Origin of the sequence: Natronococcus pandeyae, assembly GCF_008122205.1 — an archaeon.
Classification (GTDB): Archaea; Halobacteriota; Halobacteria; order Halobacteriales; family Natrialbaceae; genus Natronococcus; species Natronococcus pandeyae.
Window position 1 is genome coordinate 154826 of record NZ_PHNJ01000005.1, and the last position, 20365, is coordinate 175190.

Genomic DNA, 20365 nt, shown 5'->3' on the forward strand with positions numbered 1-20365 from the left:
TAACCGCGGTCACATGGCCGCTCGACGCAGCGCGCCGCCGGCGAGGACTACGACGAGTCCCGCGAGTGCGATTAGCGCGAGGCCGGGTGCGTACGACCCCGTCGCGTCGTGCAGGCTCCCGACGAGGACCGGGCCGAGAAAGCCGCCGATCTCGCCGACTGCGAAGATGAAGCCGACGGCGGTGCCGGTCAGCCGCGAGCCGATCCCCTCGAGCGCCGGCGGAATCGCCCGGATCAGTGGCGAGAGCCCGCCGACGCCGATGCCGGCGACGACGACGCTGCCGAGCAGGACGACGCCGAGCGATCCCGCGAGCGTCATCCCCGCCACGCCGACAAAGAACACGCCGCCGCAGAGCATCAGGGCGGCCGGTCGCGCCCCATACCGGTCCGCGAGCGCGGGAACGGCGAAGATGCCGACCGCGTAGGCGGCGACGAACAGCCCCGTCGTCTGACCCGCGCGGTCGGCCGAGACGCCGCGCGACTCGAGCACCGTCGGGAGCCAGCCCTGAATCCCGTGGCTCGCCAGCAGGTACATCGTGCCGACGACCACCACGAGCTGGAGTTCGCGGTGGGTGAGGATCAGCCGCAGATCGCGTCGGATCGACTCGAGTTCGGAGTCGACCCCGTTCTCGCCCGCCGTCCCGTTCTTATTCGGCCTCTCGTCCGCACCCGCTCTCTCGTTCTCGTCGTTCTCAGCGGCTCGCTCGTCTACCCGCAGTCGTCGGGCGACGAGGTACCAGGCGAACCCGTAACCGATCGCGACGACCCCGCTCCAGAGGAAGAGCGGGCGCCAGCCGCCGAGCCACGGACCTATCGTCGGTCTGCCGATCGCGAAGACGGCCGCCGTTCCGGCCGACGCGCCGACGAGGTAGATCGAGGACGGCAACCCGGTCCGGTCCGCCGGGAAGAGCACCGAGACCAGCTTCGGCAGCCCGAACGTGACGGCGGTCGCGCCGACGCCGATCAGGAGCGTGAACGCGAGCAGCGACGGGAACCCGGTCGCGACGCTCCGGCCGACCTGCGCGAGCCCGTAGCATACCACGCCGACCGCGAGGCTCCGGCCGGGACCGATCCGATCCACCGCGAGCCCCGAGAACAGCGCGAGCGGGATGTAGGTCAGCGGCACCGCTCCCGCGACGACGCCGGCCTGCGTCCCCGACAGCTCGAGCTCCGCGATGATCGTCGAGAGGTACGCCGGCAGCGAGAACCAGACGAACATCAGGCAGGTGTAGCTGAGCGTCGCGACGGTGACCAGCCCGTACGCGGTTCTTCGTTCGGCGACCCGTCCACGCATTCGTCCGTGAGATGCCGGCGACGCTCCGAGTAGGTTGCTGTCCGCTCTCGAGCCCGGTCGTCGGTCCCTGATCGCTCCGAGCGCGGCCTCAGCGGTCCTCGATCAGTGGCCGCGAGACGTTCGCGACGATCAGCAACACGGTTACGGCGAGACCCGCGGCCGTGACCAGCGGGTTCAGCAACCCTAGCAGCGCGACCGGAATCGCGATGGCGTTATAGACGAGGGCCAGCCCGAGGTTCTGCGTGACGCGGCGGCCGGCGGCGGCCGACAGCGCGAACGCGCGTTCGACGGCGGCGAGATCGTCCTCGAGGATCGCGAGGTCGGCCGCGTCGGCGGCCAGTGCGGTCCCACTGCCGAGCGAGATGCCGAGGTCCGCCGCGGCGAGTGCTGGCGCGTCGTTCGTCCCGTCGCCGACCATCGCCACCTCCCGGTCGGCGGCCAGTCGGCGGATCGCCGCCGTCTTTCCCGCCGGCGGCACGTCCGCGAAGACGTGCGTGACGTCGGCGTGGCGCTCGAGGAACTCGCTCGCCGCCGCGTGGTCGCCGGTGAGGACGACGACGTCGATCCCGGCCTCGCACAGCCGCGTCACGCTGTCGGCCCACTCCGTTCGTGGCTCGTCGCCGACGACGATCACGCCCTCGGCGCTCCCGTCTCGGCCGACGACGACGGGGAGCCGGCCGCCGCTTCGAGCGTCCTCGATCCGTGACTCGAGCGACGGCTCGAGCCTCCACTCTTGCTCTCGAAAGAGATCGGGATGGCCGACGAGCACCCGCTGGCCGTCGACGACGGCCTCCGCACCGGTCGCGTGGCTCTCGAACTCCCGGACCGTCGGGGAGTCGCCCTCGCCGGAGACGCCGTCGACGGAGCCGCCGTCCGATCGGACTCGATCCTGGCTGTCGTCTCCGCGGTCGAACGCCTTCGCGATCGCCGTCGCCGCGGGGTGGGCCGCCCGTTCCTCCAGCGCGCTCGCGGCTCGAACCAGCTCCGCGGGGGCATCGGTCTCGAGGACGCGCATCTCGCCGGTCGTCAGCGTCCCGGTCTTGTCGAAGACGACGACGTCGACGCCGCGGAGTCGTTCGAAGACGGTCTCGTCGAAGACGACGACGCCGCGGGCCATCGCGTCGCGGATGCTCGAGGCGACCGAGACCGGCGCCGCGAGCGCGAGCGCCCACGGACTCGCGACGATCACGGTCAGGAGGACGGCCATCGCGGTGCTCGTCGCGTCCCGGCCGAACGCGAACTGGGCAGCGCCGACGGTGAGGGCGGCGACGACGACGAGCGGGACGAGCGCCGCAGCGAGCCGGTCCGCCCGGCGCTGGACGCCGTGAGTCGCGCTCTGTAGGTTCCAGACGGTCTCCGTGAGTCGCTCGATACTGCTTCTGGTCTCCGTCCCGGTTTCGACGACCGCGGCGCCGGCGGTGACGACCGAACCGCCGACGACGTCGTCTCCCGGCCGTTTCGAGACCGGGAGCGACTCACCGGTGACGACCGCTTCGTCGACCGTACACGCGCTCTCCGCGAGCACGCCGTCGACCGGAATCCGCTCGCCCTGGCGGACGAGAACGCGGTCGCCGGCCGTCAGCTCCTCGACCGGCACGTCGTTCGTCGCTCCGTCCGTTTCCAGCCGGCAGGCCTCGTCGACCTGCGACACGGTGAGTTCGGTGAGCCGATCCAGGGCGCGTCGCTTGATCGTCGCCTCGTAGAAGACCGCGCCCATCACGGTCGCCGCGACGACGATCGTCAGATCGTAGTAGATGTCACTTCGCTCGAGGAAGAACGCGAGCGTCCCGTAGGCGAAGGCGGCGACGATCGTGAGGGTCGCCAGCAGGTGCGTGTTCGCCCGGCGCAGTTTCAATCCGACGTATGCACCGCGCAGGAGCGGCATCCCGGTCAGGTAGAGGACGGCCCCCGCCAGGGTGAGCGACAGCGGCAGGAACAGTATCCCGTCGAACGTCGCGAACACCTCGCCGTAGCGCCGGAAGAACTCCCACTCGAGAAACGCGGAGAGGTAGACCGGGTAGAAGACCGTGATGTACGGCACCAGGAGGAAGGAGCCGAAGACGACGCCGACGATGTACCGAAGCTCGAGGACGTCGTCCGCCCGTCGCTTCCGGAGGCCGGTCATCTCGCGCGAGCGGTGCGTTTCACCCGTCGTCTCGTCGTCGGCCTCCTCGCGGCGGTACGCGGTGTACCCGACCCCACTCAGGACGTCCCGGAGTTCGGCCGTCGAGGTGTGGTCCGGATCGTACTCGACCCGGACGGTTTCCGTGACGTAGCTCGCCGTGGCGTCGAGGACGCCGTCGTGTGCGTCGGCGACCTGTTCCAGATACGATTCGCACAGCGCGGAGTGCATCCCGTCGATACGGAAGAACGCGCTGGCTGGTTCGATCTCCTGCTCTTCGTTCGGCCGATCCTGGCCGATTTCACCGTCCCCCTGCCCCCGATCGGTTCCGGCCCGTCCGCCCGCCCTCGTCTTCCCGTCGCAACTCGCCGGATCGGCGTCAGCGCTCTCCTCGTCACCGTCGCCCGGTTCGCCGAGCGCGTCGTACACGTCGCGACAGCCCCCTGAACAGAACGCGTCTCCGAACGCAGTGACGGTGGTCTCGGAGAGTGGTGTTCCGCAGAGCCGACACCGGTCTCCCTCTGCGTGAGAATCACTCACGTCTCGGTGCTACACGACCGAACACAATAACGGTCACCGTCGCGTCGAGATCGGACACTCTCGGCCGTCCGCGTCGCACCCGATTCCGCGCTCAGAGGTAGCCGAGATCCGCCAGTCGCTCCTTCGTTCCCTCGCGCATCGCGACCTCCTCGCCCTCGTCGGCCTCCGTGAGCGGATCGAAGTTCGACTCGAGTCGCTGGCGAAGAGTTCGAACCTGCTCCGGCTTCTCGGCCGCGACGTCGTTTCGCTCGGACGGATCGCGCTCGATGTCGTGCAGTCGCTCGAAGCCGTCGTCGCCGCGGACGTACTTGTAGTCGCTGGTGCGGACGGCCCGGAGGCGGCGGTCGAACGCACGCACCCGGTCGGGAATCTCGCCGAAGCGGGCCTCGAGTCGGTCGATCGAGGGCTGCGGTGCGACGTACTCGGCGAAGACAGCGTCCCGTTCGTCATCGCCGCTGTCGGGATGGATCGATCGGCTGTGTCCCTGCTCGAGCAGTTCCGGATCGTCGATGCCGACCGTCTCGAGCATCGTCGCGGGCAGGTCGAGCAGTTGCACGAGGTCCTCACGACGCCCGCCGTCGGTAAATGGACCGCCGTGGGCCACCAGCGGGACGTTGATCAGCGTGTCGTAGAGGTTGTACTGGTGGCCGAAGAAGCCGTGTTCGCCGATATTTTCGCCGTGGTCGCCGCAGACGACCAGTAGCGTATCCTCCCACTCGCCGGTCGCTTCCAGCGCCTCCCGGAGCTGTGCGAGCTGGTCGTCGACGTACGCGAGTTCGGCCCGGTAGAGTCCCCGAAGGAGGCGGAACTCCCGTTCGGTGATGTCGTAGTCCTCGCAGTCGTAGGCTCGCGGGTCCTGTCTGACCGCGAGTGCGTCCTCGTAGCTCGCATCCTCGGGCAGGAAGCGTTCCGCGTACTCCCGTGGTGGATCGTACTGGACGTGGGGTTCGATGAAGTTACAGAACAAGAAGAAGGGCTGCTCGTCGCTTCGGCTCTCGAGCCAGTTGCGGATCCACGTGGTCGAGCGGTCGGCCCCGTTGTCGCCGGTCGGCTGGAACACCTCGCTGTAGAGGATGTTCGCGGCGTTGACGATCGGATTGCCGTCGAAAAGCCGGTTTCGGGTGGCCTGGAGTTTCTCGTTTAGATCCTCGCCCCGGACGACCGCGCCCATGTCGGCGTCGGACTGGATGTACTGCCATCCCTTCCGGAGGTCGTCGAAACCGCGGTCGAAGCCGAACTCCTCGGTGATCCAGGTGTTGTTCGAGACGCCGACCGTCTCGTAGCCCGCGTCTGCGAAGGCCTCCGGGAGCGTTCGGAGCTCCTCGTCGAGATACGTGTGTCCACCGTGGGCGCCGTGTTCGGAGGGGTACAGCCCGGTAAACAACGAAGCGTGCGAGGGCAACGTCCACGGTGCGGTCGCAAACGCGTTCTCGAAGACCGTGCCCTCGTCCGCGAGCGTCGTTAACGCCGGCGCGGTTTCCTCGCTGACCGTTTTCGCTCGAGCCGTGTCGAAGACCACAAAGACGACGTTCCGCACAGAAGTATGTGACTCGTCATCACGACCGTTGGATTCGTCCATGGTTGAATCACTTCCGCCTCTCGTAGATAAGGTCACAAGCCCGGAGAATGCAGGGTGATCACGGGATCTACGACTGTTCCGGATCGAAGAAACCCACCCTCGAGAGGACGTGCCTGTTGATTCCTGCCGAACGCTTACCCTCACCGTTCTCGTCGGTCGTGGTCATGTCACCGCCAAACGTCGTCCTGATTCACTGCCACGATTTGGGGAAGTATCTGGGCTGTTACGGTGCGGCCGTCGACACGCCCCGTCTCGACGAACTCGCCGGCAGCGGCGTTCGGTTCGACCGCCACTTCGTCACGGCACCCCAGTGCTCGCCGAGTCGCTCGAGTCTCGTGACCGGCCGGCACCCCCACCAGAACGGGATGCTCGGACTCGCTCACGCCGACTGGGAGATCGATCCCGAGGAACGGCTCCTCCCGACGAGCCTCTCCGAGGCTGGCTACGAAACGCACCTCTTCGGCCTCCAGCACGTCACGAACTATCCGGACCGGCTCGGCTACGATCGAATCCACGCCGAAAAGCCGCTGACGGCGGACGCGCCGCCGGCAGTCCACGAGACGGCCCGCGCTCGAGACGTAGCCGACAACGTCGCGGGGTTCCTCTCGGCGGACCACGACGATCCCTTCTTCGCCTCGGTCGGCTTCTTCGAACTCCACCGGGTCGAGGGCGAGAACGGCTTCGACTTCGACGGCGAGCGATACGACACACCCGTCCCCGATGAGGTCGAACCCCTCTCCTTCCTTCCCGACCGACCGGGTATCCGGTCCGACATCGCCGAGGTCCAGGGAATGCTCGGCGCGCTCGACGACGGCGTCGGGACGATTCTGGACGCCCTCGAGCGGACTGGCCTCACCGACGACACCCTCGTCGTCTTCACGACCGAACACGGGCTGGCGTTCCCGCGGGCGAAGGGCTGCTGTTTCGACCCCGGCATCGAGGCCGCCCTGCTGATGCGGTATCCGGGCGTGCTCGAGGAGGGGCGCGTCGTCGACGACCTGGTGAGCAACGTCGACGTCTTCCCGACGCTCCTCGACTTCGCGGACGCGCCGATCCCCGACGACATCGCCGGTCGGAGTTTCGAACCGCTGCTGACCGGCGGCGACGGCGCACACGAGACGGGCGACGGAGGCGACGGCGGCCGCGGCGAGTACACCCCCCGCGATCGCGTCTTCGCCGGCATGACCTGGCACGATCGGTACAATCCGATTCGAGCGATTCGGACCAAGCGCTGGAAGTACGTCCGCAACTTCTGGCACCTCCCCGAGATCTACCTGACGCGGGATATCTACGAGAGCGCCGCCGGCCGCGAGGTTCGAGAGGTGTACTACTGCGAGCAGCGACCCTACGTCGAACTGTACGACCTCGAGAACGATCCGTTCGAGCGGACGAACCTCGCTGACGATCCCGAGCACGCCGACGTTTGCGACCGGCTTCGCGAGGAGTTACTCGAGTGGATGGAGACGACCGACGACCCGCTGCTCGAGGGGCCCGTTTTACCCGGCGACTGGGAGGAGGTCGACCTTCGGACGGACGCTGCGTCCGATCGGTGATCGGCGTCCGTTCGTCGTTGCGTTCCGACAGTCACGAGTTCCGGAGAGATTTGTTGCGGTCGACGTATACCTACTCGCCAGGCCGTTAGGAGCGCCAGAGAGCGATGATTGGGTTACCATCTGAGATGATAGTCGTGTTTGCGCTCACCCTTCTCGCCGGGATCGTCCCGGGGATTCATTATCTGCTGACCGACGACGACACCGCTTCCGCCAAAGAGAGGCCCTGATGGTCCTCTCGGACGCGAACCCGTTCTATCTGGGGACGTTCCTCGTCTACCTGCTGATCGTGCTCGCGATCGGCGCGTGGGCGTACCTGCGGACGGAGACGATCGACGACTTCTGGGTGTACGGAAAGGAACTGGGGCCGGGACTGGGAACGGCGACGTACGTCGCCCAGTTCGTCAGCGCCGTGAGCGTGATCGGGTTCATCGGGGCGATCTACGGGGACGGCTACTCGGTGCTGACCGGGATCGTCTTCGGACTCGTCCTCGGGACGGCGGCGCTGTACTTCGTCGTCGGCCGGGTCCGCGAACTCGACCAGATCACGCTACCGGACATTATTGCTGACATCACGGGCGCGGAGTGGTCCCGGCCGATCACCGCGACCGTCCTCCTGGGGAACGCCTGGGCCTACCTCATCATGCAACTCGTCGGGGCGAGCCTTCTCGTGACGACGATCACGGGCGTCCCCTACCGGTACATGGTCTGGCTGATCGGCGGCGTCTTCATCCTCTATACGGTGCTCGGCGGGCTGGTCAGCGTCGCGTACACCGACCTGATCCAGGCCTCGATCATGGTCACCACCGTCGCCGTAGTTTTCGCGTACTTCCTCGTCGATCTCGGCGGTCTCGGCGCGATCAACACCCAGTTCGCCGCGGTCGACTCGACGAACGTCGCCCCGCTCGGCGACGGAACCTACACCCTCTTCGGGCTGGGTGCCTCGCTCATCGCCTTCTTCGGGACGACCTTCACGTCGCAAAATCAGATCATCCTCATCAACGCGACCCGGAACGTTCGCACGGCGAAAGCGATGCTCGCGGCGTCGTCGTTCGTACTCGCGATCTTCTACGTACTGCTCGTCCTCGTCGGCGCGGGAACGACCGTCGCGCTCGTCGACGCCGGCCTCGCCGTCGACAACCCGGACCTCGCGTTCCCGGTGCTCATCACCGAGTACCTCCCGACGACGATCGGGACGATCATCGTGCTGGCCGTGCTCAGCGCGATCCTCTCGACGACCGACACCTACCTCCACTCGACCGGCGTGACGACGGCTCGAGACATCTACGACTACTTCGATCCCGACGCGTCGGACGAGCGACTCATGCGAGTCTCCCGGCTCGCGACGATCGTCTTCGGCATCACCGCAACTGCGATCGCCGTGGACCCGCCAGGGACGCTCATCGCGATCTACGAGTTTCGCGCGATCCTGCTCACCAGCGCGTTCCTCGTCCCGATCTACGGCGCGCTGTACCTCCGGGGCGTTCCGGGAACGGCGGTGCTCGCCGCGATGCTCGTCGGAACTGCCATCGGCGTCGGCTGGGAGGCACTCGGCAATCCGCTCGGCGTTCCGGCGACGATCCTCGCGGTCGTGACGGGTGCCGCGCTGCTGGGCGCCGGCGTTGCCGTCCGCCGCCGGCGACCCGACGTCGCCGATCGATCCGGCGCGCCGTAGCCCTCGCCGTTCGAACGGGTTTAGTCTCCGCACAGCGAACGACACGTATGACCGACGAAGCCGAGGATCCGACGGCCGCGACCGACGACCCGTACCGCGTCGCCGAGATGACCTGGCAGGAGATCGAGGCGGCCCTCGAGCGAACCTCGACGCTGCTCGTTCCGGTCGGCAACACCGAACAGCACGGCCACCACCTCCCGCTCGGGGTCGACGTCTACATGCCCGAGGCGCTCGGCGAGCGCGTCGCCGAGCGCAGCCCAGCGCTGCTCGCGCCGCCGATCTGGTACGGCGTCAGTCCCCACCACACGTTCAAGCCGGGAACGTTCACGCTCTCCTCGGAGACGTTCCAGCGCTACGTCACGGATATCTGTGCCTCCGCCGGCCGGTGGGGGATCGAGAACGTCGTTCTGCTCAACGGCCACTACCTCGCACAGGATCCCGAACTCGAGGTCGTCGTCCGAGAACTGCGGACCGAACACGGTCTCGAGGCCTTTCACGCCCCGCTCGTGAACCTCTTCGCGGAGGTCGCAGAAGAGATCCGAACCGGCGAGGTCTCCTTTCACGCCTCGGAGTTCGAGACCAGCATCATGCTCGAACTCCTGCCGGAGCTGGTCGACATGGACCGGGCCGAACGGGTCGATCCCCCCGAGGAGTCGCTGCCGCTCACCGACTACGACGCGCTCGGCGACAACAAGGTCGGCTGGGCGCTCACCGCGGAGGATATGGACGAACTGACTCACACCGGCAACATCGGCGATCCGACGGTCGCGACCGCGGAGAAAGGCGAGGTGCTCGTCGACGTCGCCGTCTCGGAGCTGTGTCGGCTCGTCGACGCGCTCGAGGGCGCAGATCGGGCTGATTAGCCGTAGTTCGCCTCGAGATAGTCGACGATATCCTCGCTCTCGTACAGCTGTTCCTCCCGCTCCGTGTCGACGAGGAAGGGGATCGAGTCCTCCCCGCCGAGCTCGGTTAGCGCGCGGTGGCTCTGCTCGTTGAGCACGTCGCCGCCCTCGTCGCCGGGCAGCCGCGGGTTGTGGACGACGTAGGAGCAGCCGAGTTCGGTGAGCGTTTCGCGGACCTCGGTACTGTGCGGACAGCTCTCGGCCTGGTACAGTTCGAGCATCTCACGACCGAGTTCGAAACCGCTGGTGGTAAGGGTTGAGCCGGAGTATGGAGGCCGAAACGGCGTTTCGCCGCGGATCGATGGCGACGCCCGGCCGTTCGCGTCGGTCGACGGCTCTAACACGGTGGCCCCGCTCGATTCAGGTAGATGTCGATGCGCGCGTTCCGGGTCGCCTACGACGGGACCGACTACTACGGCTTCCAGCGTCAGCCCGACGTCCCGACCGTCGAGGACGCGATCTTCGACGCGCTCCGGGCGCTCGAGGTGTTCGCCCCCGACGCGGACAAACCCGCCGGCTACGCCGCGGCCGGTCGAACCGACGCCGGCGTCTCCGCGCTCGCCCAGACGGTCGCCTTCGACGCGCCGGCGTGGCTCGTCCCGCGAGCGTTCAACGGCGAACTCCCCGCCGGAATACGGGCGTGGGCGGCCGCGGACGCGCCCGACGACTTCCACGCGACCCATCACGCGACTCGCCGCGAGTACACGTACCACCTGTACGCGCCGCCTGCGGAACGCCGCGACGGGACGGGAGCACCGCCGGCTCGTGACGCCATCGACGACGATCGATTCCGCGATGCCTGCGACGCCCTCTCCGGCGCTCACGACTTCTCCAACCTCACACCCGACGACCACAACACCGAGCGATCGCCGACGGTCGAGGCGAGCCGCGACGGCGACTACCTCGTCGTCACGGTCACGGCGGGCGGTTTCGCCCGCGAACTCGTCCGCCAACTCGTCTCGCTCGCCCGATCGGTCGGGATCGGCGAGAGATCGTTCGACGACCTGGAGCGCGCGCTGGATCCCGACCCGCTGCCCGGTCACGAGGGGATCGCACCCGCACCGCCCGAACCGCTCGTCCTGACCGACGTCGAGTATCCCGACCTCGAGTTCGAGATCGACGAACGGGCCGCGGCGAGCGCGCGTTCGGTGTTCGCCGAGCGCCGTCTCGAGCGACGGACGGGAGCGCGGGTGGCCGGGCAGTTGCGAGACGGGGTGGACTGAGCGAGACGGATCGAACTTTCCCACCGCGTGGGGGAGCGTTTTTGACCCCCGCGTTCGATCGACGGAGCATGGAGCTCTCGCCCGATGAGTACGGCGCCTACTGGCGCGCGTCGATTCGCGTCGCCGCGGGGGTAGTCCTCGTCTTCCTGAGCTATCGATTCGTCGTCTCGCCGCTGTTCTCGCAGTCCGAGGCCGGCCCGATCGCGATCGGCCTTTTCCTGTTCGCGACGCTCACCTTCGCCGGCGCGTTCCTCGCGATGCTCGGCGTCGCTCGCGTCGTCCGAACTGCGGTCGACGCCGAGATGCGCGGGTAAAAGAGCGTGTCTCAAAGAACCGTTCAGTCGGCCAGCGATCCGATCTCGGTTCGCTCCTGGTTCGAGATAATGTACCGAACCACCTCTCGCTGCGTGTGTTTTCCGACGAGGTGATCCTCGAGCCCCCGGTCCAGCTCCAGGGTCTCCTGGCAGACCGGACACGTGACTGGTGGATCGAATGTCATGTTATGACAGCAAGGTTCGCCTACCGAAGACAAACCCCTACACCCTGCATGTGCACGGTCGCGTCGCTACTCCCATGCCGTCGGCCAGACTTCCGCCGCACGCATCCCCGGCACGTAGTCCTGCTCCTCGAACCGGTCACGGAGTTCGTCCGCCGAGACGCGCGGCACGGACGTCCGCGTCAGTTCGCGGACCAGCAGCGCCGTCAGCATGGCGTGTTCGCGCAGGTTCCGTGGCTCGACCTTGTCGCGGGTGTCCGCCGCCGTGTGCCCCCAGCCGCGGCCCCGCTCGCCGCCCTCCGGCGGCTCGCTGTGGAGCTGGATCGACGGCACGCCGGCGCGCAGGAACGGCCAGTGGTCGCTGAACGGGTGGGGATCCGGGTCGTGGACGACGGGCTGTCCGAACGCCTCCGTCACGTCGTCGGCCAGGTCCGCGAGCGGCTCCGAGGCGTGCGAGAGCGCCTTCAGGTTACGGAACCGACCGGCGCCGTCGACGTTGACGACCGCGCGGACCGACTCGTGGTCTACCTCGTCCGCCAGCGCCTCGGCGCCGAGCAGCCCGATCTCTTCGCAGCCGACGCCGGCGATCCGCACCTGGCACGCGAGGTCGTCCTCGAGCGCCGCGAGGATCGACGCCGCGCCGACCGCGGTCGCGATGCCACAGCCGTTGTCGAGCGCTCCCTCCGCGATGTCGTGGGCGTCGTAGTGTGCGAGGACGATCACTTCCTCGTCGGTTGCCGGGCCGACCGTGCCGTGGACGTTCTGGCTCGAGCCGTCCGTCGTCGAGGCGTCCACGCGAAGGCGTCCTCGAGCGCCGCGCTCGGCGTACTCCACGAGCCAGTCGTGCGTTTCGGCGCTCACGCCCACACCCGGCACCGCGGCTTCGGCGTCGAACTTCAACGCGCCCGTCGGGGGTAACTGGCCGGGGATGTGGTTGGCGAAGACGAACGCCTCCGCGCCCGCGGCGACCGCGTGACCGAACTTCTCCATCCGGTGGACGAACCGCTGTCCCGGAGGCGTCGTCGTACTCGCGACCGCAATCGCGCCCTGCAGGTCCACCTCGTCGAGTTCCTCTGGAGTCCCGTAGCCGACGTCGACCAGCGGGCCTTCGACGTCTCCTGCCGGCGAGTAGGGGAGCGCAATCGCTTCGAACGAGCGGTTAACCCCAGTCGCCTCGCCGTTGTCGTCGTCGGCCGTCGTCTCGTTCCCGACGACGGCGAACTCGGTCTGCCCTCGCTTCCAGTGTTGCATCGGGAAGTCGTCGATCCGGACGTCCGAGACCCCCGCCTCCGAGAGGCTATCGCGAACGATCTCGGCGCCCTCCCGCTCGCCTGGCGAGCCGCCCATCCGATCGGGGAGTTCGGTCAGTCGTGTCAGCAGGTTCCACGGCCGGTCGTCGGACCACGCGCGACCGAGCGCACGCTCGAGTGCCGAACCCGAACTGCGATCCGCCGGCGTTCCGTCGCTCTCCTTCATGTCCCTTCGTTTCATCTCGACCGACAAAAGCCGTCGGGCCGGCCGAAGACGTGGGCTTCGATACCCTTTACCACCTTCGTTTGCAACCCTCGGCTATGAGCTCCGTTCCAGAACGCTCCGAGATCGACGAGGAATACACCTGGGATCTCGAGAGCATCTACACGAGCGACGACGACTGGGAGGCCGCCTACGAGGCGGTCGCCGAGCGCGTCGCCGAACTCGAAGCCTACGAGGGAGAGGCGACCGACGACGCCGAGACGCTGCAGACGGTTCTCGAACTTCGCGACGAGATCATGCGCGAGGTGTCGACCGTTTTCTCCTACGCGCGGATGCGAAGCGACGAGGACACGACCGATCAGGAGTACCAGGCCATGTCCGCCCGCGCACAGTCGCTCGCGGCGGACGCCCAGTCGGCAGCCTCCTTTATCGAGCCCGAACTCCAGGACCTCACTCGCGAGGAGTTCGAGTCGATGGTCGACGAAGAGCCCGGTCTCGAGACCTACGATCACTACGTCGACGACGTGTTGCGGATGAAACCCCACACGCGTTCGGCGGAGGTAGAGGCCCTGCTCGCCGACCTGAGCGAGGTGACGGGCGCAACGGGCGAGGTGTACAACATGCTCTCGAACGCGGATATGTCGTTCCCGACGGTCGAGGACCCGTCTGGAGAGTCCGTCGAGATCACCCAGAGTAATTTCGTCAACCTGCTCAAGCGGCCCGACCGGGAGTTCCGTCGAGAGGTCTATGAGGGCTACTTCGACGAGTGGAGTGACGTCCGCAACACGGTCGCCGCCTCCTACAAGAACAGCGTCAAGGCCGACGTCAAGATGGCCCAGGCCCGCAACTACGACACTGCACGCGAGGCCGCCCTCGACGGACCGAACGTCCCCGTCGACGTCTACGACAATCTCGTCGACAGTGTCAACGACAACCTCGACAAACTCCACCACCACGCGGAACTCAAACGGGAAGCCCTCGAGGTCGACGAGCTCCAGATGTGGGACCTCTACATGCCGTTGACGGCCGACGAGGGGCCGGACGTCGAGTACGACCAGGCGACCGAGTACATCGTCGACGCGCTCGAGCCACTCGGTGAGGAGTACCAGTCTCGCGTCGCCGAGGGCCTCGAGTCCCAGTGGGTCGACGTCTACGAGAACGAGGGCAAACAGTCGGGTGCCTACTCCGGCGGAACCTACGACACCCAGCCGTTCATCCTGATGAACTACCAGGACGACATCTCCTCGATGTACACGCTGGCCCACGAACTCGGCCACTCGATGCACTCCGAACTGACGAAGGAGGAACAGCCCTACGTCTACTCGGATTACGAAATCTTCGTGGCCGAGGTGGCGAGTACGGTCAACGAGGCGCTGCTGACGAACCACCTGCTCGAGACGGTCGAGGATCCCGACTTCCGCAAGCACGTCCTGAACGAGTTCTTAGAGCGGGTGCGCTCGACGCTCTACCGCCAGACGCTGTTCGCGGAGTTCGAACACGAGGCTCACCGACTCGAGGAAGAGGGCGAGCCACTCACCGCAGACCGACTCGACGAGATCTACGGCGGACTCAAGGAGCGCTACTACGAGCCGGCCGAAATCGACGACCGGATCCCCCGCGAGTGGATGCGCATCCCGCACTTCTACCGCGCGTTCTACGTCTACCAGTACTCGACTGGGATCTCCGCCGCGCTGGCGATCGTCGACGGGATCGACGAAAACGGCGCGGACGCGGCCGAAGACTACCTCGAGTTCCTCCGACGCGGCTCCAGGGAGTACCCCCTCGAACTGCTGCGGGTCGCCGGCGTCGACATGAGCAGTTCGGAACCGATCGACCGCGCGCTCGAGACGTACGGCCGCCGACTCGAGCAGCTGGACGATCTGCTCACCTGAGGGCGCGCTTTGCTTCTCGACGGCTAACTGAGATCGAGCCGAAGGTAGACGACGCCAATCGCGAGCAACACGGCTCCGAAGCCGGTGAGGAGGAGCTCGCTCACGAGAACCCCGTAGCCGATCAGCGCGACTCCCGCGAGTCCGTGCGAGGCGACGATCAGCGGTCGCCGACGGTCCCGATTCACGTCTGCCCGGAGTCGGGCTGTGCCGATATATCTTCGTTCTCCCCGGGAGACGCCCGTCTCGAGCGTTCGGCGCGTCCGGTTCAGATCGCGAGCGCGACCCCGAGTCCGACGGAGACGACCACGAGCACCAGCACCGCGCCGAGGCGCGTCCTCGAGGGCGAGCCCTCGAGGTCGACGTGCGGACCGTCGGTCAGCGCCTGGACGCCGAAGAAAACCAGCGACAGCGCGCCGACGACCGCCGCCAGTGTGAACAGCGGGGACGAACCGATCGTCGGCACCGCGGTGAACAGCCAGCCGATCGCGAGCAGTATCGTTCCGCCGCCGTTCAGTTGTTGCCAGCGAATCGTTCGACCGGCGACCCGGATCCGGTCTGTCGTCGCCGAACACACGAACGCGGCGCCGGCGACGCAAAAGAGGACGGCGCCGACGATCGACGGCCAACTCGCCGGATCGGCGAGCGCGAGAACCGCGACCGACGAGAGGAGTATCCCGACACCGAGGACCAGTGCGAAACGGCGCTGGAATCGTGCCATAGTGAAAATCACACGACAGGTATCATAATCGTTCTCTTCGGGCGCCGTCCGAGTCGAGTCCGGACCGTGTTCTCGTGACTGTGGTGGTTCGACGCCCGCCCTCGTACCGGATCGAAACCACCGAAAGCGTGATACGATACTCACCTGAAATCTACGAAAGAATGCGAGAGACGATCATCGCCGCGCTCCGTCAACCGGAGTACACCGGCGAGAACCGGTGTGCGCCGTGTACGATTCTCAACCTCGGTATCGCCGGCGCGATCGGCGTCGCCGTCGCGCGCCGGTCCAGGCTCGCGGGAGCGCTCGTCGTCGGACTGTCCGCCGCAGCGATCTACCTTCGGGGCTACCTCGTTCCCGGGACGCCCGAATTGACGAAACGGTACCTCCCGCCGTCGGTGCTTCGGCTGTTCGGCAAGGAGCCGGAGCCGACGATCCACGGCGGTCTCGGCGCCGTCGACTCCCAGTCCGACGCGACCGGCGGGTCCGCCGCCGGTCCCGATACTGGAGCCGAGGAATCGGCCGCAGACTCCGATGTGGACGCTCCCGTCGACGGCGCCGAGAACGAACTCGAGCAGCCGGAGCCGCCCTCCCCGGAGACGTACTTCCTCGAGGTCGACGCCGTCGAGCCCTGCGACGAGATCGACGACCTCTGCCTGACGGCGTCGTTCGAGTCCGCCTGGAACGAGGAGATCGACCGGATCGGCGCCGACGAGCTCGACGGCGAGGACGCCGCCGGCGCGCTCGGGTTCGACGTCGACGACCACGCCTTCGAGATCGGCGACCACGGCGGCGACGCGCGAACGCTCCGGCGGGACCGACAGCTGATCGGCAACTGGCCGTCCCAGGCCGCGCTCGTCGCCGACGTCACCGCCGCCCGCGTCCTCGAGTCCCGCGACGACGACTGGACGTCCTACGAGCCGGCGGTGAAGGGCGAACTGCTCAACAGCCTGCGGCTGTTTCTCGAGACCTGCCCGACCAGCGGCGGGGCGGTCGTCATGGGCGAGGAGACGGTCGAGTCCTGCTGTCGGTCCCACGACGTGATCGCCGTCACCTGTTCCGAAACGGACGAACGACTCTTCGAGTACCCGGTTTCCGAACTCGAGACCGAGTAACCGACCCGCTCCGATCGCCGTCAAAATCCATCCGCGACCCAAAGGCACATTTATCGTCGAAAACTAATCGGCGTACAGCAGATGTCTCGAAGCCCGTCTATCCCCGACCGACCCCACCGCGAGATCGACCCCGATCTCCCCGACGACGAACGGCTCGAGGCGCTTCGCGGTCACTTCGAAGACCTCGTCGAAGTCAACGAACAGCTGTCCGAGCAGCTCGACGACGCCGAGGACCGCCGCCAGCGCCTCCATGAAAAGGCAGACCGCGTCGAACGCGAGAACGAGACCCTCAAGAGCTCGTCGCTGTACATCGCGACCGTCGAGGACGTGATCGACGACGAAGTCATCGTCAAACAGCACGGCAACAACCAGGAGGTCCTCACGGACGTCTCGCCGCGGCTCCAGGAGCGCGTCTCCCCTGGCGACCGCGTCGCCGTCAACGATTCGTTCGCCATCCAGAACCTCCTCGAGACCGAGACCGACGCCCGTGCCCAGGCGATGGAGATCACCGAGCGACCCGAGGTGACCTACGCGGACATCGGCGGCATCGACGAGCAGATGCAGGAGGTCCGAGAGGCCGTCGAACAGCCGCTGACGAACCCCGAACTGTTCGAAGAGGTCGGCATCGATCCGCCGAGCGGCGTCCTCCTCCACGGCCCGCCGGGTACCGGGAAGACGATGCTCGCGAAGGCCGTCGCCAACGAGACCGACGCCACCTTCATCAAGATGGCCGGCTCGGAACTCGTCCGCAAGTTCATCGGTGAGGGCTCTCGACTCGTGCGTGACCTCTTCGAGATGGCCCGCGAGCGCGAACCCGCCATCATCTTCATCGACGAGATCGACGCCGTCGCCACCACTCGGACGGAGTCGAAGACCTCCGGCGACGCCGAGGTCCAGCGGACGATGATGCAACTGCTCTCAGAGATGGACGGCTTCGAGGCCCGCGGCGACATCCGCATCATCGCCGCGACCAACCGCTTCGACATGCTCGACCGCGCCATCCTCCGGCCCGGTCGGTTCGACCGCCTCATCGAGGTTCCCGAACCCAGCCACGAGGGCCGCGAGCAGATCCTCGCGATCCACACCCGCGGCATGAACGTCGGCGACGACGTCGACTTCGAACTGCTGGCCGACGAGACCGACGGCTACTCCGGCGCCGAAATAGAGAGTCTCACGACCGAAGCCGGCATGTTCGCCATCCGCAACGAGCGCGACGAGGTCTCCCACCAGGACTTCCTCGAGGCATTAGAGAAGATCGAGGACGACGACTCGAGCGACGTCATCTCGTCGGCGGGCTACTTTTACCAGTAAGCAACGAAGTTTTGCTCTGCGGGTGCGCCTCCGGCGCACCCTCGGCAAAAATTCGATTAAAAGCACTCCTCCTTCCCCTCCACTTCGTTTCGGGTCAGTCGTCGGCCCGCTCGCAGCCGACGGCTGCTCGCGGTACGTGTCGGTGAACCGCCTGCCCTTCCCCGGCACGCGCGGCTCTCACGTCTGCTCGAGCCGCGCTCCCGACCACTGGACTGTGGTTCGGTCAGTGATCCGAGTCGATCGAGTCCGGATCGCAACTTCTTACGCCGCTCGTCCCTGACCCCTCTCTATGAGCATGATTCGAGTCGTCTGGGGAACCGGCTCCGCGCCGACGGCGATGGCGTCGTACGACGCCGCGCTCGCCGCCGCCGGGGTCGAGAACTACAATCTCGTCTCCGTCTCGTCCGTCGTTCCAGCCGGCGTCGACGTCGAAGCCGTCGGCACCGCACCCGACCTCGGCCCCGTCGGCGAACGCCTGACGGTCGTCGAGGCTCGAGCCACCACCACCGGTCCGGGCCGGGCGAGCGCCGCGCTCGCGTGGTCACAGTCGATCGACGACGGACCCGGCCTGTTCTACGAGACGGCCGGCGAGATGGACCGCGAAGCCGTCGAGCGACGCGTTCGCGAGGGACTCGAGGCTGGCCAGGAGCTTCGGGACTGGACGTTCAACGACCCGAACGTCGTCGTCGAGAGCAGCCAGGCGGAGTCGGGAACGTACACGACGGCGCTCGTTCTCGCGGTGTACGGCGAGAGCGAGCCGATCCTGTAAGCTGCCTGAAGGCGAACCCTTTTACCCGGTCGGGCCGATACCACCGATACGACTTCTCATGAACGGAAATACGCCGTACGCGGGGTTGCCGGGCGAGACGGGCGCTGGTCAGCGTGCAGCGGCTGATATTCCGGATCTCTCGAGCACCCAGAAACGGCGGCTCAACCGCGACGTCTCGCGGATCGCTGCCCGCACCCGCGAGTTCCTTCCGAAGGAGTACATCGTCGACGCCGATATCTCGAGCGGACACACCGGTCCCCAGGTGACCGTGGCTGTCCAGCCACCGGTCGGCCACACAGTCAGCGCCGGCTTCACCCCCGACCTCGAGGACGCGGCCGAGGAACTCATCACGGCCGACGAGCGCAACGAGGTCGCGCGCGGACTGGCCGCGAGCGCCGCGCTCCAGGTGAAACAGGCGGTCAGCAACAACGTTACGCCGACCGCGAAGTAGCGCTCGATCGATCCGAACCGACTCTCCTGCTCGCGCCGAACCGTTTCCAGTAGCCGGTCAGTACAGTAACTGCTCGAGTTGATGGCGTCGTCGCTCGAGGTCGACCGCCGGCTCGACGTCCGGATCCGCACGCAGTCGATCGATCACCAGCAGCGGGTCCGTGCCGGCCCGTTCGACCTCCTCGAGGAGTGATTCGATCGCGGACCGGTTGGTCGCGATCGAGGAACACAGGTCGATCGCGAGCACGAGCGGGATCGCTCGCTCCGGACGGGTCGGGACGGAATCACTGAGACGGGAGAAATCGGGCTCCACCTCGCGTCCGGTGTCCACACTCGTGGCGTCGGCGGGATCGACGGTGAGACAGTGCGTACAGATACTGATTACCGCGGCGTCCGCCGGCGCGTAGTCGCGATACTCGTCAGAAAGGGAGCAAACGATCGCCGAGTCGGAACCACACGCCGAACAGGCCATCGGACGTTCAGTCGCCGCCGGGGAGTCCGCCTGCAGTCGACTGTTCCATCTCGTCGGAGTCGGTGCCCGCGGTGTCGCCGGTCGCGGCTTCTTCGGTCTCCTCGACGTCGTCTTCGGCCTCGCGCTCGGCTTTCTCCTCTTCTTCTTTCTTGTCCTTGATCTTCTTGAGGCGGAACGTCTCCTCGCGCTCCTGTTCCTCGAGTTTCTGCTCGATGTACTCCTGGCTGTCGTAGAGGTCGGGTAGGAGTTTGAACTCGAGCGCGTTGACGCGGCGCTTCGTCGTCTCGATCTCGCGGAGCATCTTCTTCATCGCCGTCTCGACCTCGGCGGCGAGGATGATGCTCTCGAGGAGGTCCTCGTAGGCCTCCGCGGCCTCGTCGATGCGCGCGGAGGTGCCCATGATCCCGTAACCGCGCTGATCGAGACTCTTCGAGACGCGCGAGGACTCGATCTGCGGGACGACGACGCCCATGATGTTCTTGGACTCGGTCGTGATCTCGGGGTGTTCCTGCAGCGCGGCCGCGGCCCCACGAACGGCGACGTCACCTTCCATGGCTCGGGCCATGTTGATCTTCTTCTGGGCGTCCTCGTAGTCGTCGGAGAGCTCCCCGCGGACGTCCTGTGCCTTGTCCAGAATGTCCATGAACTCCATGATCAGCCCGTCCCGTTTCTTCTCTAAGGTCCCGTGCCCGCGTTCGGAGAGTTCGATCCGATCCTCGATCTCCATCAAGTTCTTGCGGGTCGGTTTGACGTCCTTGGCCATCTTGTGGGGTGGTTGCGCTCCCAGT

20 protein-coding genes are annotated in these 20365 nt (G+C 66.8%); 10 read left to right on the plus strand and 10 right to left on the minus strand.

Features of this window, described 5'->3' with window-relative positions; all coding sequences use genetic code 11:
- Positions 1-9: 9 nt before the first annotated feature.
- From CV102_RS11510 to CV102_RS11520, 3 genes are all read right to left on the minus strand, one after another.
- The gene (locus CV102_RS11510; RefSeq protein ID WP_148858146.1) at positions 10-1293 is read right to left on the minus strand and encodes an MFS transporter; all 1284 of its coding nucleotides are present in this window, start codon (positions 1291-1293) and stop codon (positions 10-12) included.
- An 88-nt stretch (positions 1294-1381) separates the two neighbouring features.
- On the minus strand, positions 1382-3955 hold the full coding sequence (locus CV102_RS11515; RefSeq protein ID WP_148858147.1) for a heavy metal translocating P-type ATPase: 2574 nt from the start codon (positions 3953-3955) through the stop codon (positions 1382-1384).
- 91 nt (positions 3956-4046) lie between these two features.
- Positions 4047-5534: a sulfatase gene (locus CV102_RS11520; protein ID WP_187432941.1), complete on the minus strand. Its 1488-nt coding sequence runs from the start codon at positions 5532-5534 to the stop codon at positions 4047-4049.
- A gap of 164 nt (positions 5535-5698) precedes the next feature.
- Here CV102_RS11520 and CV102_RS11525 point away from each other — a divergent pair, with 164 nt between their 5' ends.
- The 3 genes from CV102_RS11525 (at position 5699) to CV102_RS11535 (ending at position 9622) form a co-directional block, all read left to right on the plus strand.
- Positions 5699-7087 (plus strand): sulfatase family protein, encoded by a 1389-nt coding sequence (locus tag CV102_RS11525; protein ID WP_148858148.1) that lies wholly within the window; start codon positions 5699-5701, stop codon positions 7085-7087.
- 226 nt (positions 7088-7313) lie between these two features.
- On the plus strand, positions 7314-8759 hold the full coding sequence (locus tag CV102_RS11530) for a sodium:solute symporter family protein (RefSeq protein ID WP_148858149.1): 1446 nt from the start codon (positions 7314-7316) through the stop codon (positions 8757-8759).
- 47 nt (positions 8760-8806) lie between these two features.
- Positions 8807-9622: a creatininase family protein gene (locus tag CV102_RS11535; protein WP_148858150.1), complete on the plus strand. Its 816-nt coding sequence runs from the start codon at positions 8807-8809 to the stop codon at positions 9620-9622.
- On the opposite strand, the gene CV102_RS11540 is transcribed toward CV102_RS11535, so the two are convergent.
- Positions 9619-9882, minus strand: a complete 264-nt coding sequence (locus CV102_RS11540; RefSeq protein ID WP_148858151.1) for a glutathione S-transferase N-terminal domain-containing protein — start codon at positions 9880-9882, stop codon at positions 9619-9621. The genes CV102_RS11535 and CV102_RS11540 overlap by 4 nt on opposite strands.
- Positions 9883-10029: 147 nt before the next feature.
- Here CV102_RS11540 and truA point away from each other — a divergent pair, with 147 nt between their 5' ends.
- Both truA and CV102_RS11550 read left to right on the plus strand, forming a co-directional pair.
- A complete protein-coding gene (truA, locus tag CV102_RS11545; protein ID WP_148858152.1) occupies positions 10030-10884 on the plus strand; it encodes a tRNA pseudouridine(38-40) synthase TruA in 855 nt (284 codons plus the stop codon).
- A gap of 68 nt (positions 10885-10952) precedes the next feature.
- Complete coding sequence (locus tag CV102_RS11550; protein WP_148858153.1) at positions 10953-11198, plus strand: hypothetical protein; 246 nt, start codon at positions 10953-10955, stop codon at positions 11196-11198.
- A 23-nt stretch (positions 11199-11221) separates the two neighbouring features.
- On the opposite strand, the gene CV102_RS25940 is transcribed toward CV102_RS11550, so the two are convergent.
- Together CV102_RS25940 and CV102_RS11555 are read right to left on the minus strand one after the other, a co-directional pair.
- On the minus strand, positions 11222-11383 hold the full coding sequence (locus CV102_RS25940; RefSeq protein ID WP_187432942.1) for a hypothetical protein: 162 nt from the start codon (positions 11381-11383) through the stop codon (positions 11222-11224).
- A 66-nt stretch (positions 11384-11449) separates the two neighbouring features.
- Complete coding sequence (locus CV102_RS11555; RefSeq protein WP_148858154.1) at positions 11450-12856, minus strand: M28 family peptidase; 1407 nt, start codon at positions 12854-12856, stop codon at positions 11450-11452.
- A gap of 95 nt (positions 12857-12951) precedes the next feature.
- Here CV102_RS11555 and pepF point away from each other — a divergent pair, with 95 nt between their 5' ends.
- The gene (gene pepF, locus CV102_RS11560; RefSeq protein ID WP_148858155.1) at positions 12952-14745 is read left to right on the plus strand and encodes an oligoendopeptidase F; all 1794 of its coding nucleotides are present in this window, start codon (positions 12952-12954) and stop codon (positions 14743-14745) included.
- Positions 14746-14768: 23 nt separating this feature from the next.
- Here pepF and CV102_RS25945 read toward each other — a convergent pair whose 3' ends face one another.
- Positions 14769-14930 (minus strand): hypothetical protein, encoded by a 162-nt coding sequence (locus CV102_RS25945; RefSeq protein ID WP_187432944.1) that lies wholly within the window; start codon positions 14928-14930, stop codon positions 14769-14771.
- 80 nt (positions 14931-15010) lie between these two features.
- On the minus strand, positions 15011-15463 hold the full coding sequence (locus CV102_RS11565) for a hypothetical protein (RefSeq protein WP_148858156.1): 453 nt from the start codon (positions 15461-15463) through the stop codon (positions 15011-15013).
- Between the two features lie 161 nt (positions 15464-15624).
- On the opposite strand from CV102_RS11565, the gene CV102_RS11570 reads away from it, so the two are divergent.
- The 4 genes from CV102_RS11570 (at position 15625) to CV102_RS11585 (ending at position 19106) form a co-directional block, all read left to right on the plus strand.
- Positions 15625-16575 (plus strand): hypothetical protein, encoded by a 951-nt coding sequence (locus CV102_RS11570; protein ID WP_148858157.1) that lies wholly within the window; start codon positions 15625-15627, stop codon positions 16573-16575.
- Between the two features lie 81 nt (positions 16576-16656).
- Positions 16657-17886 (plus strand): proteasome-activating nucleotidase Pan2, encoded by a 1230-nt coding sequence (gene pan2, locus CV102_RS11575; protein WP_148858158.1) that lies wholly within the window; start codon positions 16657-16659, stop codon positions 17884-17886.
- 289 nt (positions 17887-18175) lie between these two features.
- On the plus strand, positions 18176-18655 hold the full coding sequence (locus CV102_RS11580) for a pyruvoyl-dependent arginine decarboxylase (protein WP_148858159.1): 480 nt from the start codon (positions 18176-18178) through the stop codon (positions 18653-18655).
- Positions 18656-18713: 58 nt separating this feature from the next.
- A complete protein-coding gene (locus CV102_RS11585; protein ID WP_148858160.1) occupies positions 18714-19106 on the plus strand; it encodes a DUF5811 family protein in 393 nt (130 codons plus the stop codon).
- A gap of 57 nt (positions 19107-19163) precedes the next feature.
- Here CV102_RS11585 and CV102_RS11590 read toward each other — a convergent pair whose 3' ends face one another.
- Both CV102_RS11590 and CV102_RS11595 read right to left on the minus strand, forming a co-directional pair.
- Positions 19164-19577 (minus strand): DUF6276 family protein, encoded by a 414-nt coding sequence (locus tag CV102_RS11590; RefSeq protein ID WP_148858161.1) that lies wholly within the window; start codon positions 19575-19577, stop codon positions 19164-19166.
- Positions 19578-19584: 7 nt separating this feature from the next.
- Complete coding sequence (locus CV102_RS11595) at positions 19585-20340, minus strand: V-type ATP synthase subunit D (RefSeq protein WP_148858162.1); 756 nt, start codon at positions 20338-20340, stop codon at positions 19585-19587.
- Between the last annotated feature and the right edge of the window lie 25 nt (positions 20341-20365).

Bases quoted from the DNA above. Each gene is read 5' to 3' on its own strand.
- CV102_RS11520 (WP_187432941.1), bottom strand. From the start codon at position 5,534: ATGGACGAATCCAACGGTCGTGATGACGAGTCACATACTTCTGTGCGG.
- truA (WP_148858152.1), top strand. From the start codon at position 10,030: ATGTCGATGCGCGCGTTCCGGGTCGCCTACGACGGGACCGACTACTAC.
- CV102_RS11550 (WP_148858153.1), top strand. From the start codon at position 10,953: ATGGAGCTCTCGCCCGATGAGTACGGCGCCTACTGGCGCGCGTCGATT.
- CV102_RS11565 (WP_148858156.1), bottom strand. From the start codon at position 15,463: ATGGCACGATTCCAGCGCCGTTTCGCACTGGTCCTCGGTGTCGGGATA.
- CV102_RS11535 (WP_148858150.1), top strand. From the start codon at position 8,807: ATGACCGACGAAGCCGAGGATCCGACGGCCGCGACCGACGACCCGTAC.
- CV102_RS11595 (WP_148858162.1), bottom strand. From the start codon at position 20,340: ATGGCCAAGGACGTCAAACCGACCCGCAAGAACTTGATGGAGATCGAG.
- CV102_RS11525 (WP_148858148.1), top strand. From the start codon at position 5,699: ATGTCACCGCCAAACGTCGTCCTGATTCACTGCCACGATTTGGGGAAG.
- pepF (WP_148858155.1), top strand. From the start codon at position 12,952: ATGAGCTCCGTTCCAGAACGCTCCGAGATCGACGAGGAATACACCTGG.
- CV102_RS11580 (WP_148858159.1), top strand. From the start codon at position 18,176: ATGAGCATGATTCGAGTCGTCTGGGGAACCGGCTCCGCGCCGACGGCG.
- CV102_RS11510 (WP_148858146.1), bottom strand. From the start codon at position 1,293: ATGCGTGGACGGGTCGCCGAACGAAGAACCGCGTACGGGCTGGTCACC.
- CV102_RS11555 (WP_148858154.1), bottom strand. From the start codon at position 12,856: ATGAAGGAGAGCGACGGAACGCCGGCGGATCGCAGTTCGGGTTCGGCA.
- CV102_RS25940 (WP_187432942.1), bottom strand. From the start codon at position 11,383: ATGACATTCGATCCACCAGTCACGTGTCCGGTCTGCCAGGAGACCCTG.
- CV102_RS11540 (WP_148858151.1), bottom strand. From the start codon at position 9,882: ATGCTCGAACTGTACCAGGCCGAGAGCTGTCCGCACAGTACCGAGGTC.
- CV102_RS11590 (WP_148858161.1), bottom strand. From the start codon at position 19,577: ATGGCCTGTTCGGCGTGTGGTTCCGACTCGGCGATCGTTTGCTCCCTT.
- CV102_RS11530 (WP_148858149.1), top strand. From the start codon at position 7,314: ATGGTCCTCTCGGACGCGAACCCGTTCTATCTGGGGACGTTCCTCGTC.
- CV102_RS11585 (WP_148858160.1), top strand. From the start codon at position 18,714: ATGAACGGAAATACGCCGTACGCGGGGTTGCCGGGCGAGACGGGCGCT.
- CV102_RS11570 (WP_148858157.1), top strand. From the start codon at position 15,625: ATGCGAGAGACGATCATCGCCGCGCTCCGTCAACCGGAGTACACCGGC.
- pan2 (WP_148858158.1), top strand. From the start codon at position 16,657: ATGTCTCGAAGCCCGTCTATCCCCGACCGACCCCACCGCGAGATCGAC.